Here is a 14,007-nt window from a genome sequence, read left to right as displayed (position 1 = left end):
CCGCATGGCAGGGCGCGTCAGCGGCTTTTTTGCATTTCGGCCCCGGACATGGGCCACCAGTGACAGGAGACATCTTCCATGAAGCGCCTTCTTGCCAGCCTCGCCGCCAGCACCGCCCTTGCGGGCCCCCTTGCGGCACAGGATCTCGAGATCGACGAGCTGACCTTCGGCTTCATCAAGCTGACCGACATGGCGCCGCTGGCCGTCGCCTATGAACGCGGATACTTCGAGGACGAGGGCCTGTTCGTCACGCTCGAGGCGCAGGCCAACTGGAAGGTCCTGCTGGACGGGGTGATCGACGGCACGCTGGACGGCGCGCACATGCTGGCCGGCCAGCCGCTGGCCGCCACCATCGGATATGGCTCCGAGGCCCATATCGTCACGCCCTTCTCGATGGACCTGAACGGCAACGGCATCACCGTGTCGAACGAGGTGTGGGAGAAGATGCGCCCGCATGTCGCCTCGATGGACGATGGCCGCCCGGTCCACCCCATCGGCGCCGAGGCGCTGGTCCCCGTGGTCGAGGAATTCCGCGACGCCGGAGAGCGGTTCAACATGGGCATGGTCTTCCCCGTGTCCACCCACAACTACGAGCTGCGCTACTGGCTGGCGGCGGGCGGGCTGCATCCGGGCTTCTACAGCCCCGACGACGTGTCGGGGCAGATCGACGCCGATGTCTTCCTGTCGGTCACCCCGCCCCCGCAGATGCCCACCACGCTCGAGGCCGGGACGATCCACGGCTATTGCGTGGGCGAGCCGTGGAACCAGGCCGCCGTCCAGCGCGGCATCGGCGTGGCGGTCGTCACCGATTACGAGATCTGGCCCGACAACCCCGAGAAGGTCTTCGGCCTGACCGCCGAATTCGTCGAGCAGAACCCCAACACCACCCGCGCCCTGGTCCGCGCGCTGATCCGCGCCGCGATGTGGCTGGATGCCGACGACAACGCCAACCGCATGGAGGCGGTCGAGATGCTCAGCTGGCCCGAATATGTCGGGGCCGATGCCGAGGTGATCGCCGCATCCATGACCGGAACCTTCGAATACGAACCGGGCGACGTGCGCGACGTGCCCGATTTCAACGTCTTCTTCCGCTACAACGCGACCTATCCCTTCTATTCGGATGCGGTCTGGTACCTGACCCAGATGCGCCGGTGGGGCCAGATCGCCGAACCGCAGACCGACGAGTGGTACCACGATGTCGCGAAATCCGTGTACCGCCCCGACATCTATCTGGAGGCGGCCCAGAGCCTGGTGGACGAAGGGCTGGCGGATGCGGCCGATTTCCCCTTCGACAGCGACGGCTTCAAGGATGTCGTGGACACGCTGATCGACGGCATCCCCTATGACGGGCGCACGCCCAACGCTTATATCGACAGCTTCCCCATCGGGCTGGGCGGCGAACAGAAGATCGCCGACGGCGAAGTGACGGGCTGAGGGGGGGCATCATGACAACCATCGACCCCAATTTCGACGCCGCCCGCGAGGCACGCCGCGAACGGAACTTCACCCGCATCAACAAGGCCGATGCCTGGCTGAAGGTCGCGGGCCTGGGCTGGCTGACGCCGATGATGCGGATCGCGGCGGGCGACAATGCCCGCACGCAGGGCCGCGAGCTGTGGCGCCTGATGGGCGTTCCGCTGCTGGCGATCATGGCCTTCCTGCTGCTGTGGGGAACGCTTGCGCCGCGGGTGCAGACATCGCTCGGGGCGATCCCCGGTCCCGCCGCCGTGTGGGAGCAGGTGGTGAACCTGAACGAGGACGCGGCCCGCACGCGCGAACGCGCCGCCGACTTCTATGCCCGCCAGGACGAACGCAACGCCGAACGCATCGCGGCGGGGCAGGAACCGCGCTTCCGCGATTTCACGGGCGCGCCGACCTATTACCAGCAGATCTGGACCTCGATCACGACGGTGTTCTTCGGCTTCCTTCTGGCGACCGCCGTGGCGGTGCCGCTCGGGATCGCGGCGGGGCTGTCGGCCACCGCCAACGCGGCGCTGAACCCGCTGATCCAGATCTTCAAGCCGGTCTCGCCGCTGGCATGGCTGCCGATCGTGTCGATCGTGGTCTCGGCGCTGTATACCGCCGATGACGGCTGGTTCGAGAAGTCGTTTCTGGTGTCGGCCATCACCGTGACGCTGTGTTCGCTGTGGCCCACGCTGATCAACACCGCGCTTGGCGTGGCCAGCATCGACAAGGACCTGGTGAACGTCTCGAAGGTGCTGAAGATGGGCACCTGGACCAAGATCCGCAGGCTGGTCCTGCCCTCCGCGCTGCCGCTGATCTTCACGGGCCTTCGCCTGTCGCTCGGGGTGGGGTGGATGGTCCTGATCGCGGCCGAGATGCTGGCCCAGAACCCGGGCCTGGGCAAGTTCGTCTGGGACGAGTTCCAGAACGGCAGCAGCCAGTCGCTGGCCAAGATCATGGTCGCGGTCTTCACCATCGGCATCATCGGCTTCCTGCTGGACCGCCTGATGTTCACCATCCAGTCGCTGTTCACCTTCACCAACAACCGCTGAGGGACAGGTCATGACGATACTCGAATTCACGGGCGTCTCGAAATCCTTCGGGGAAACGCAGGTGCTGAAGGACGTGGACCTGAAGGTCGAGGCCGGAGAGTTCCTGGTCATCCTGGGCTTCTCGGGCACGGGCAAGACGACGCTGATCAACCTGATGGCGGGGCTGGAACGCCCCACCCGCGGCAGCGTCACCTTCAAGGGCAGCGCGATCACCGAACCCGGCCCCGAGCGCGGCGTGATCTTCCAGTCCTATTCGCTGATGCCCTGGCTGACGGTGAACGGGAACGTCGCGCTGGCGGTGGACACGATGTTCCCGAACCTGTCGCGTGCCGACCGCGCCGCGCGGGTGGACCACTATGTCCGCATGGTGGGGCTGGGCCACGCCGCCCATCGGCGCCCGGCGGAACTGTCGGGCGGCATGCGCCAGCGGGTGAACGTCGCCCGCGCGCTGGCGATGGACCCCGAGATGCTGCTGCTGGACGAGCCTCTGTCGGCGCTGGACGCGCTGACCCGTGCGAACCTTGCCGACGAGATCGAGCGTCTTTGCGCCGCCGACCGCAAGACCTGCGTGCTGATCACCAACGACGTGGACGAGGCGATCCTGCTGGCCGACCGCATCGTGCCGCTGAACCCCGACGGCACCCTGGGCCAGGAATTCCGCGTCGATCTGCCCCGCCCGCGCGATCGGGGCGCGATGAACAGCGACGCGGGTTTCAAGAAGCTGCGCGCCGCCGTCACCGGATACCTGATGGACGCGGGCATCGAGGCGCGGGTCGAGGGCACGCGCGTGCTGCCCGACGTGACGCCCATCTTCGGCAAGCCCACCGCCGTGGCGGATGCGCAGGCGGGGCTGGCCGATCAGCGCTTCCTGGAATTCTCGCAGCTGCACAAGATCTATGCCACGCCCAAGGGGCCGCTGACCGTGGTCGAGGATTTCGACCTCAAGATCGACCGGGGAGAGTTCATCTCGCTCATCGGGCATTCGGGCTGCGGGAAATCGACCGTGCTGACGATGGCCGCGGGCCTGAACGAGATCAGCAAGGGCGCGATCACGCTGGACCGCAAGCACGTTCAGGGCGCCGATCCCGAACGGGCCGTGGTGTTCCAGTCGCCGTCCCTGTTCCCCTGGTTGACCGCCAAGGAGAATGTCAGCGTCGGCGTGGACAAGGTCTATCCCCGTGCCAGCCAGGCCGAGCGCCAGGACGTGGTCGAATACTATCTGGAACGCGTGGGCCTGGGCGATGCGATGGACCGTCCCGCAGCCCAGATGTCGAACGGCATGCAGCAGCGCGTGGGCATCGCGCGCGCCTTCGCCCTGTCGCCCAAGCTGCTGCTGCTGGACGAACCCTTCGGCATGCTGGACAGCCTGACCCGGTGGGAGCTGCAGGAGGTCCTGATGGAGGTCTGGTCCCGCACCAAGGTCACCGCGATCTGCGTGACCCATGACGTGGACGAGGCGATCCTGCTGGCCGACCGCGTGGTGATGATGACGAACGGCCCGCAGGCCACGATCGGCAAGATCACCAAGGTCGACCTGCCGCGCCCGCGCACCCGCAAGGCGCTGCTGGAACATCCCGATTATTACGCCTACCGCCAGGAGGTCCTCGATTTCCTTCAGGAATACGAGCATGGCGCGCGGCCGAACGAAGCCAGGGCCAAGGGGAAGACCGACCCCAAGGCCATCGCTGCGGAGTGATGGACATGGACAAGCAGAAGATCGTCGTGATCGGCGCGGGCATGGCCTCGGGGCGGGTGCTGGAACACCTGACCGATGCGGCTCCGGACCGCTTCCAGATCACCCTCTTCAATGCCGAGCCGCGCGGGAACTACAACCGCATCATGCTGTCGCCGGTGCTGGCGGGCGACAAGACCTACGAGGATATCGTCACCCATGACGATGCCTGGTACGCCGATCGCGGCATCGCCACCCGCTTTGGCGAGAAGGTGCTGCGCATCGACCGCGAGGCGCGCGTGGTGCATGGCGAGAACGGCGCGGTGCCCTATGACCGGCTGATCATGGGTACGGGGTCGAACCCCTTCATCATCCCGCTGCCGGGTCACGATCTGGAAGGCGTCATCGCCTATCGCGACCTCGAGGATACGCAGCGCATGATGGCGATGGGCGCGGGCAAGCGTGTCGTCGTGATCGGGGGCGGGCTGCTGGGTCTCGAGGCGGCTGCGGGCATGGCCGCGCGCGGTGCGCAGGTCACCGTCGTCCATATCATGGGCCACCTGATGGAGCGGCAGCTGGACGAGGCCGCCGGATACCTTCTGAGGAAATCGCTGGAATCCAAGGGGATCGAGGTCAGACTTCAGGCCAATTCGAAGGAGATCGTCGGCAAGGACGGCCATGTCGCGGCCCTGCGGCTGGAGGATGGCACCGATCTGCCCTGCGACCTGCTGGTCATGGCGGTGGGCATCCGCCCGAATGTCGCGCTGGCGCAGCAGGCGGGGCTTGCCGTCGGGCGCGGCATCCACGTGGACGACCAGATGCGCAGCTCGGACGCGGATATCTTCGCGGTGGGTGAATGCGTCGAACACCAGGGCGCGGTGTTCGGCCTTGTCGCGCCGCTCTATGACCAGGCGAAGGTTCTGGCCGCCACGCTGCTGGGCGAGGATGCCGCGTTCGTCCAGAAATCGCTGTCCACCAAGCTGAAGGTCACCGGCTGCGACCTGTTCAGCGCGGGCGATTTCGCCGATGCCGAGGGGCGCGAGGACATCGTCTTCCGCGACCCCGCGCGCGGCATCTACAAGCGGCTGGTGATCGAGGGCGACCGCCTGATCGGCGCGGTGATGTATGGCGACACCGCCGACGGCAACTGGTTCTTCGGCCTGATCAAGGACGCCACCCCGATCGAGGAGATGCGCGAGACGCTGATCTTCGGCCCCGCGCATCAGGGGGGTGCCTCGGCGGACCCTCTGTCAGCCGTTGCAGCATTGCCGCCTGAGGCGGAGATCTGCGGCTGCAACGGCATCTGCAAGGGCACGATCACCGACGCGATCGGGGCGGGGGCGACCGACCTGGACGCCATCCGCGCCACTACCAAGGCCAGCGCGTCCTGCGGGACCTGCACGGGCCTGGTCGAACAGCTGCTGCAGGTCACGCTTGGCGACGAATTCGTCATGCCGGTGGCCAAGCCCGTCTGCGCCTGCACCGACCACACCCACGAGGATGTGCGCCGCCTGATCAAGACCATGCCGCTGAAATCGCAAGAGGCCGTCTGGCAGGAACTGGGCTGGAAGACCCGCAACGGCTGCCATGTCTGCCGTCCCGCGATCAACTTCTATCTGCTGGCCGACTGGCCGCTGGAATATCGCGACGACCCGCAAAGCCGCTTCATCAACGAAAGGAAGCATGCCAACATCCAGAAGGACGGCACCTTCAGCGTCGTTCCGCGCATGTGGGGCGGGCTGACCAACCCGACCGAGCTGCGCGCCATCGCCGATGCCGCCGAGAAGTACAACGTCCCCACCGTCAAGGTCACCGGCGGCCAGCGCATCGACCTGCTGGGCGTCCGGGGCGAGGATCTGCCCGCGATCTGGGCCGATCTGAACCGCGCGGGGCTGGTGTCCGGCCACGCCTATTCCAAGGGGTTGCGGACGGTGAAGACCTGCGTGGGCACCGATCACTGCCGCTTCGGCACGCAGGACAGCACGGGCCTGGGCGTGCGGCTGGAAAAGCTGCTCTGGGGGTCGTGGACGCCGCACAAGGTCAAGCTGGGCGTTTCCGGCTGCCCGCGCAACTGCGCCGAGGCGACCTGCAAGGATGTGGGCATCGTCTGCGTGGACAGCGGCTACCAGATCGGCGTCGGCGGTGCCGCGGGCATGGACCTGCGCGAGACCGAGCGCCTGCTGGATGTCGCGACCGAGGCTGAGGCCATCGAGGTGACGACCGCCTTCGTCCAGCTCTATCGCGAGAACGCGAAATACCTGGACCGCCCCTACAAGTGGATCGCGAAGGTGGGGCTGGACTGGGTGCGCGAACGGATCGAGGACAAGGCCGAGCGTCGCCGCCTGATCGACGCGTTCGAGCTGTCGCAATCCATCTATCGCAAGGACCCCTGGGCCGAACATGCCGCCACCCGCGCGGCGGATTACGCCCCCCTTGCCGACCTGACACTGGAGGCCGCGGAATGAGCTGGATCGATATCGGCGCCATCGACGACATCCCCCTGCGCGGCGCGCGCAAGCTGCGCACCCATCTGGGCTGCGTCGCGGTCTTTCGCACCGACCGGGACGAGGTCTTCGCCACGGGCGGCACCTGTCCCCATCGCGGTGGCCCCCTGGCCGAGGGGATCGTGCATGGCCGCGCCGTCACCTGCCCGCTGCACAACTGGGTCTTCGACCTGGAAACCGGGCAGGCGCGGGGCGAGGATGCCAGCATCCCGACCTATCCCGTCAGGGTCGAACAGGGCCGCATCCTGATCGACGCGACCCTTCTGCGCAGGGCCGCCGCATGAGCGGCGAGACGCGTTCCACCTGCCCCTATTGCGGGGTGGGTTGCGGGGTGATGCTGCGCGCCGATGGCGCGGGCGGGCTGTCGGTCAGGGGCGATCCCGACCATCCGGCCAATCGCGGCAGGCTGTGTTCCAAGGGCGCGGCCCTGGCCGAGACGGTCGGCCATGCGGGACGCCTGACCGCGCCGCTGGTGGACGGGCGTCCGACCGATTGGGACGCCGCGCTGGACCTGGTGGCCGACCGGTTCCGCGACACGATCGCCCGACACGGGCCGGACAGCGTGGGGTTCTATGTCTCGGGTCAGCTGCTGACCGAGGATTACTATGTCGCGAACAAGCTGATGAAGGGGTTCATCGGGTCGGCGAATATCGACACGAACTCTCGGCTGTGCATGGCATCGACGGTGGCGGGCCATCGGCGGGCCTTCGGGACGGATACGGTGCCCGGCACCTATGACGACCTCGAAGAGGCGGATCTTGTCGTGCTGGTCGGGTCGAACCTCGCGTGGTGCCACCCGATCCTGCACCAGCGCCTGCTGGCGGCGCGTCAGGCGCGCGGCACGCGGATCGTGGTCATTGACCCGCGCCGCACGGCCAGCTGCGATCAGGCCGACCTTCATCTTGCGCTGTCGCCGGGGGCCGATGTCGCGGTCTTCAACCGCCTGCTGGCCGCCATCGCGGATGCGGGCGCGGTGGACGCCGATTTCGCGCAGAACGTCGAGGGGCTGGACCATGCCATCGCTGCCGCCCGCGCCGAGGGCATGGATACCGGCATCCCCGAGGAAACCCTGCGCGAGTTCTGCCGCATGTGGATCGCGACGCCGCGCGTGGTGACGATCTTCAGCCAGGGGGTGAACCAGTCCTCGTCGGGGGCGGACAAGGTGAACGCGATCCTGAACTGCCACCTGGCGACGGGTCGGATCGGCAGGCCGGGCATGGGGCCGTTCTCGGTGACGGGCCAGCCCAACGCGATGGGTGGCCGCGAGGTCGGCGGCCTTGCGAACATGCTGGCCTGCCATCTGGACCTCGAAGATCCAGCGCACCGGCAGGCCGTGCAGGATTTCTGGGACGCGCCCCGCATGGCCGACAGGCCCGGCCTGAAGGCGGTCGAGATGTTCCGCGCCGCAGCCGAGGGTCGCATCAAGGCGCTGTGGATCATCCACACCAACCCCGCCGCCACCATGCCCGATGCCGAGAATGTCCGCCGCGCCATCGCGGGCTGCGATTTCGTGGTCGTCAGCGACGTGACGGGCGCGACCGATACCGCGCGTCTTGCGCATGTCCTGCTGCCCGCCGCCGCCTGGGCCGAGAAGGACGGCACCGTCACCAATTCCGACCGCACGATCAGCCGTCAGCGCGCCGTTCTGTCAGCGCCCGGCCAGTCGCGCCCCGACTGGTGGATGCTGGCGCAGGTCGCACGCCGCATGGGCTTTGCGGGCTTCGACCATGAGGGGCCCGCGCAGATCTTTGGCGAATACGCGCGGCTGTCGGGCGTGGCCGCAGGGTTCGGGCGGGATTTCGACATCTCGGGGCTGGCCGGGGCGGATTACGACACGCTGCAGCCGCAGCGCTGGCCGGTCGGCCTTGGCCGCAGCGGCGGGCGCTTCTTCGCGGACGGGCGGTTCTTCCACCCGGGTGGCAAGGCGCGGATGCTGCCGGTGACGGCGCGGCCTCCGGCGGCGCCTGCCTCGGGGGATCTGCCCTTCCGGCTGAACACGGGGCGCATCCGCGACCAGTGGCACACGATGACGCGCAGCGGGCTGTCGCCGCGCCTGTCCTCGCACCTGCCCGAGCCTTTCGTGGACATCCACCCCGCCGATGCTGCCGCGCATGGGATCGCGCATGCCGACCTGGTGCGGCTTCACAGCCCGACGGGCCGTGCGATCCTGCGCGCGCGGATCACCGATGCGGTCCGCCCCGGCCAGCTGTTCGCCCCCATCCACTGGACGGGCGAGACCGCGCCATCCGCCCGGATCGACGCGCTGATCCCCGCCGTGACGGACCCGGTCTCGGGGCAGCCCGAAAGCAAGGCCGCGGTCGTCGGCATGCGCCGCTTCGACGCGGCGTGGTACGGCTTCGCGGTGTCCGACCGCGCCTTCCGGCCCGATCACGCCTATTGGGCCATCGCCCGGACCGCCGCCGGCTACCGGGCCGAGATCGCGGGCAGCGCGCCCGTCGACGACTGGGAGGCCGAGGCCCGCCGCATCTTCGGTCCCGCGGGCGATGCCGTCAGCTTCTGCGACCCTGCGCGCGGCACGGCGCGGATCGCGCTGTTCCGCGATGGGCGGCTGGCCAGCGCGCTGTTCGTCGCGCGGCGGCCCGTGGCGGTCATGCGCGACCATCTTGCGGGCCTGCCGGGGGGCGACGGGACGGACGTGCTGACGGGGCTGCCGCCGGTCGGGCGTCCCGATCCGGGTCCGATGCTGTGTTCCTGCTTCGGGGTCGGCGTGAACAGCATCGTCACGGCGATCGAGGATGGCGGCCTGACCTCGGTCGAGGCGGTGGGCGAATGTCTGCTGGCGGGCACGAATTGCGGGTCCTGCCGCCCCGAGATCGCGCAGCTTCTGGCACGACAGGCGACCCGCTGCGCGGCCGAGTGACGGCTGGCTGTCACCATCATTTCACCCGGCCTGCACGAAACCGTCACGAAGCGCCGCGAAACAGCACGGAAACACGGACAGGAGGTTTCCATGCATCTTCCCGCAACGCTGACGGCCGTCTGCGCGCTGGTCGCGGCCGCGCCCGCGCTGGCCGATCCGGTCTTCAACCGGATCGCCAGCTTCGCGACCACCGCCAACATGGCCGAGGGCGAGGACCGGATGCGCGAGACCTCGGCCGAGATCATGGCGGCGACCGAGGACGGCATGCAGCTGATCTATTCCGACAGCCCGCTCGGGGTGATCGGCATGATCGACATCACCGACCCCCGCGCGCCGAAGCCGCTTGGCAATATCGACGTGGACGGAGAACCGACGACCGCCGTGATCCGCAAGGGGATGGCCTTCGTCGGCGTCAACACCTCGGACAGCTTCACCGACCCGTCGGGTGCGCTGCGCAGCATCGACCTGGCCGAAGGGCGCATCGTCGACAACTGCGATCTGGGCGGGCAGCCCGACAGCGTGGCCATCGGCGCGGACATGATCGCGGTCGCCATCGAGAACGAGCGTGACGAGGATCTGGGCGATGGCGGCCTGCCGCAGATGCCCGCAGGCTTCGTGGCGCTGCTGCCGCTGACCGAGGGCGGTGTCGATTGCGCGGCGATGACCCGCGTGGACCTGACCGGCCTGGCCGAGATCGCGCCCGAGGATCCCGAACCCGAATTCCTCGACATCAACGACGCGGGCGAGATCGTGGTGACCCTGCAGGAGAACAACCATGTCGTCGTGATCGGCGCGGATGGCGCCATCGCAAGCCATTTCAGCGCGGGCAGCGTCGATCTGGACGGCATCGACGTGGCCGAGGAAGGGGCGCTGGACTTTACCGGCCAGCTTCGCGACGTGCCGCGTGAGCCCGACGCGGTCAAATGGCTGGATGCGGATCATTTCGTGACCGCGAACGAGGGCGACTGGAACGGCGGCTCTCGTGGGTTCACCGTCTTCGCGCGCGATGGCGGCGTGGTCTTCGACAGCGGCAACGGCTTCGACCGTGCGGTCGCGGCCATCGGCCACTATCCCGAGCACCGCTCGGAGAACAAGGGCGCCGAGCCCGAGGCCGTGACGGTCGCAACCTTCGACGGCCAGCGCCTGCTGTTCGTCGCATCCGAACGCGGCAGCGTCGTCGGCGTCTATGATGCGACCGACCCGGCCCAGCCCCGCCTGCTGCAGATGCTGCCCTCGGGCATCGGCCCCGAGGGGCTGGTCGCGATCCCCGAACGCAACCTGTTCGCCACCGCCAACGAGACCGACCTGGGCGAGGATGGCGGCGCGCGCGCCCATGTCATGATCTTCGAACGCGCCGAGGAGCAGGCGGCCTATCCGACGGTGACGTCCGAAGGGTCGGACCAGCTGATCGGCTGGGGCGCGCTGTCGGGCCTTGCGATGGACCCAGCCCAGCCCGGTACGCTGTTTGCCGTCAGCGACAGCGCCTATGACACGCAGCCCGCGATCTTCACCATCGACGCCACGCAGACGCCTGCCCGCATCACCGCCAAGACGGTGCTGACGCGCGACGGTGCGCCTGCCGAGGCGATCGACCTGGAAGGCATCGCGCCGGATGGCCAGGGCGGCTTCTGGCTGGCATCCGAGGGAAATGCCGACAAGGATGTCCCGCACCTGGTCCTGCAGGTGGATGCCGATGGCGCGATCCTCCGCGAATTCGGCCTGCCCGAGGCGCTGGTCGCGCATCGCAAGCGCTTCGGCTTCGAGGGGATCGCCCTGCACGAGGGCAAGCTGTGGATCGCGGTCCAGCGCGAATGGGGCGACGATCCGGCGGGGCAGGCCAAGCTGCTGCAACTGGACCCCGCCACCGGCGAATGGTCGGGCGTGCGCTATCCGCTCGAGACCGGCGAGGGCTGGGTCGGCCTGTCCGAACTGACGGTCCATGGCGACCACCTGTACCTGATCGAGCGCGACAACCTGATCGGGGACGCGGCCGTGCTCAAGACCGTGACCCGCGTGGCGCTGGCCGATCTGCAGCCCGCGCCCCTGGGCGGCGATCTGCCGCTGGTCGCCAAGGAGGTGGTCCGCGACCTGATCCCGGACCTGCGCCGCTGGAACGGCTACGTGCAGGACAAGGTCGAGGGGATGGCCATCTCGGACGCGGGGCGGGTCTGGATCGTCACCGACAATGACGGCGTGGACGATGCCTCGGGCGAGACGTTCCTGTGGTCCTTCGACCTGCCCTGAAGGCAAGGGGGATCGCGCCGTCGTGATGGCGCAACCCATTGAACTTCCGATCCGACGGGCGCATGGCGGCGGCGAAAAGGGCCGACCTCCATGCGACCCTTCGCAAGGAAACGGAAGGTATCCCCATGTCCCAGACGGAAACGCGGCCGCGGGTCGTCATCATCGGGGCGGGCTTCGGCGGGCTGGCCGCCGCCAAGGCGCTGCGCCACGCCCCCGTCGATGTCGAGATCATCGACAAGCGCAACTATCACCTGTTCCAGCCGCTGCTGTACCAGGTGGCGACGGCGGACCTGTCGCCCGCCGATATCGCCTGGCCGATCCGCAGCATCTTCTCGGCCCAGAAGAACGTCACGGTCACGCTGTCCAAGGTCATGGATGTCGATACCGACCGTCAGGTCGTCCTGCACGAGAACGGGGAATCCCGCTTTGACCACCTGATCGTTGCGAACGGGTCGTCGCATTCCTATTTCGGCAAGGATCACTGGGCCGAACACGCCCCCGGCCTGAAGCGGATCGTCGATGCGACCGAGGTGCGCCGCCGCGTTCTGATGGCGTTCGAGCGCGCCGAACTGTGCGAGGACCCCGAGGATCAGGCCCGAGAGATGACCTTCGTGATCGTGGGCGCGGGTCCGACCGGCGTCGAGATGGCGGGCGCCATCGCCGAGCTGGCTCATGTCACGCTGTCCGACGATTTCCGCCGCGTCGATCCCGACGATGCCCGCGTGATCCTGATCGAGGCCGGGCCGCGCATCCTCTCGGCCTTTCCCGAAAGCCTGTCTGCCAAGGCCGAGGCGTCGCTGAACCGGTTGGGGGTCGAGGTCCGCACAGGCGTCATGGTCGAACAGATCGCCGACGATCACGTCATCGCCGGGGGCGAGACCATCCCCGCGATGACCGCGATCTGGGCCGCGGGCGTCAAGATCGACAGCCTTGCGCAATGGCTGGGATGCGAGACCGACCGGATCGGGCGGGTCGCCGTCATGCCGGACCTGACGGTGCCGGACCTGCCCGCGGTTTCCGTGATCGGGGATGCGGCCAAGCTGCCCTGGCGCGACGGGATGGACGTTCCGGGCATCGCCCCCGCCGCCAAGCAGGAGGGGAAATATGCGGGCCGCCGCATCGCCGCGCTGGCCACGGGACGCGCCGCGCCCGCGCCCTTCCGGTATCGCCACATGGGCAGTCTTGCGACCATCGGGCGGAACTCGGCCATCATCTCGTTCGGGCGGATCAATCTCAGCGGGTTCTTCGCGTGGCTCTGCTGGGGGCTGATCCACATCTACTTCCTGATCGGGATGAAGCGCCCGCTATTCGTCGCGATGAACTGGTTCTCCAGCTATGTCTTCCGGTCGAAGGGTGCCCGCCTGATCACCGGGATGGAGGCCCTGCGCGCCGTCCGCGCGCATGTGCCCCGCCGCCGCTGAGGCCCCGGCGCGTCACGCGATGCGCGGCGCGCCTTCTGCCATCCGGCCCATGATGCCGATCGCGACCGAGTCGCTGATCTTGATGTGCCGGATCATCAGGTCGCGCGCCAGGTCGGGCTGTCCCGAGGCGACGGCCTCGTGGATCCGCCAGTGTTCGAGGTTCGATTTCTCGATCTGGCCGGGCAGGTCCAGCTTCGCGACGATATAGCCGATGATGCGCAGGGCGAAGCCATAGGCGGCCTCTTCCAGGGCCGGGTTGGCGCATGCGGCGATCAGCCCGTGATGGAAGTCGATATTGGCGTCATAGTAGAGGTTGGCATCCTGTCCCGCGGCCTCGCATCGGGCGATGGCGGTTTCCAGCACGCCAAGCTGCGCGCGGCTGATGCGTTGGGCGGCGTGAAAGGCGATCGCGCCCTCGATCTCGGACAGGGCCTCGTTCAGGCGCAGCAGGTCCGCGAGGTCCAGACGGGTCACGAAGACGCCGCCGCTGGATCTGCGCGTGACGATGCGCTTGGCGTCCAGCCGCATGAACGCCTCTCGGACCGGGGTCGCGGAGACGCCGAGGCGTTCGCGCAGATTGCCGTCGTCGATCCGGTCGCCGGGCAGCAGCCGCCGCGACAGGATGCGGGCGATGATGTCGGCTTCGACCGTCTCTGTCTGCGAACTCATGGGTCTGGCTCCGGTCCGGGTGATCGTTTCCCTAGCAATGGTTGGCGTGCGACGCAATTTTATAAAATGCCATATTGGTTTTATATCAGGCTATCCGTAA

At 68.0% G+C, this 14,007-nt stretch carries 9 protein-coding genes; 8 read left to right on the top strand and 1 reads right to left on the bottom strand.

From position 1 onward, the window contains the following. The first annotated feature begins 78 nt into the window (after positions 1 to 78). The 8 genes from QMZ16_RS06540 to QMZ16_RS06505 all read left to right on the top strand — a co-directional run bounded on the left by QMZ16_RS06540 (position 79) and on the right by QMZ16_RS06505 (position 13,238). Positions 79 to 1,434 carry a CmpA/NrtA family ABC transporter substrate-binding protein gene (locus QMZ16_RS06540; RefSeq protein WP_282602605.1) on the top strand — a complete coding sequence of 452 codons (1,356 nt, stop codon included), beginning with the start codon at positions 79 to 81 and terminating at the stop codon, positions 1,432 to 1,434. A gap of 11 nt (positions 1,435 to 1,445) precedes the next feature. Continuing rightward, complete coding sequence (locus QMZ16_RS06535; RefSeq protein ID WP_282602604.1) at positions 1,446 to 2,516, top strand: ABC transporter permease; 1,071 nt, start codon at positions 1,446 to 1,448, stop codon at positions 2,514 to 2,516. Between the two features lie 10 nt (positions 2,517 to 2,526). Further along, the gene (locus QMZ16_RS06530; protein ID WP_282602603.1) at positions 2,527 to 4,212 is read left to right on the top strand and encodes an ABC transporter ATP-binding protein; all 1,686 of its coding nucleotides are present in this window, start codon (positions 2,527 to 2,529) and stop codon (positions 4,210 to 4,212) included. Between the two features lie 5 nt (positions 4,213 to 4,217). After that, positions 4,218 to 6,653: a nitrite reductase large subunit NirB gene (gene nirB / locus QMZ16_RS06525; protein WP_282602602.1), complete on the top strand. Its 2,436-nt coding sequence runs from the start codon at positions 4,218 to 4,220 to the stop codon at positions 6,651 to 6,653. Then, the gene (nirD, locus tag QMZ16_RS06520; RefSeq protein WP_282602601.1) at positions 6,650 to 6,976 is read left to right on the top strand and encodes a nitrite reductase small subunit NirD; all 327 of its coding nucleotides are present in this window, start codon (positions 6,650 to 6,652) and stop codon (positions 6,974 to 6,976) included. Before nirB ends, nirD begins: the two co-directional genes overlap by 4 nt. Further along, positions 6,973 to 9,573 (top strand): nitrate reductase, encoded by a 2,601-nt coding sequence (locus tag QMZ16_RS06515; protein WP_282602600.1) that lies wholly within the window; start codon positions 6,973 to 6,975, stop codon positions 9,571 to 9,573. The genes nirD and QMZ16_RS06515 overlap by 4 nt, the downstream gene beginning before the upstream one ends. A 90-nt stretch (positions 9,574 to 9,663) precedes the next feature. Further along, entirely contained in the window at positions 9,664 to 11,817 is a 2,154-nt protein-coding gene (locus QMZ16_RS06510) for an esterase-like activity of phytase family protein (RefSeq protein ID WP_282602599.1), read from the top strand. 125 nt (positions 11,818 to 11,942) lie between these two features. Continuing rightward, complete coding sequence (locus QMZ16_RS06505; protein ID WP_282602598.1) at positions 11,943 to 13,238, top strand: NAD(P)/FAD-dependent oxidoreductase; 1,296 nt, start codon at positions 11,943 to 11,945, stop codon at positions 13,236 to 13,238. Between the two features lie 12 nt (positions 13,239 to 13,250). Here QMZ16_RS06505 and QMZ16_RS06500 read toward each other — a convergent pair whose 3' ends face one another. Beyond that, on the bottom strand, positions 13,251 to 13,907 hold the full coding sequence (locus QMZ16_RS06500) for a GntR family transcriptional regulator (RefSeq protein WP_282602597.1): 657 nt from the start codon (positions 13,905 to 13,907) through the stop codon (positions 13,251 to 13,253). Between the last annotated feature and the right edge of the window lie 100 nt (positions 13,908 to 14,007).

The sequence above is a fragment of the Paracoccus sp. PARArs4 genome (genome assembly GCF_947311865.1).
Classification (GTDB): Bacteria; Pseudomonadota; Alphaproteobacteria; order Rhodobacterales; family Rhodobacteraceae; genus Paracoccus; species Paracoccus zeaxanthinifaciens.
Note: the sequence above shows the minus strand (reverse complement) of the source record. Positions and strands in the feature narration are given on the sequence as shown.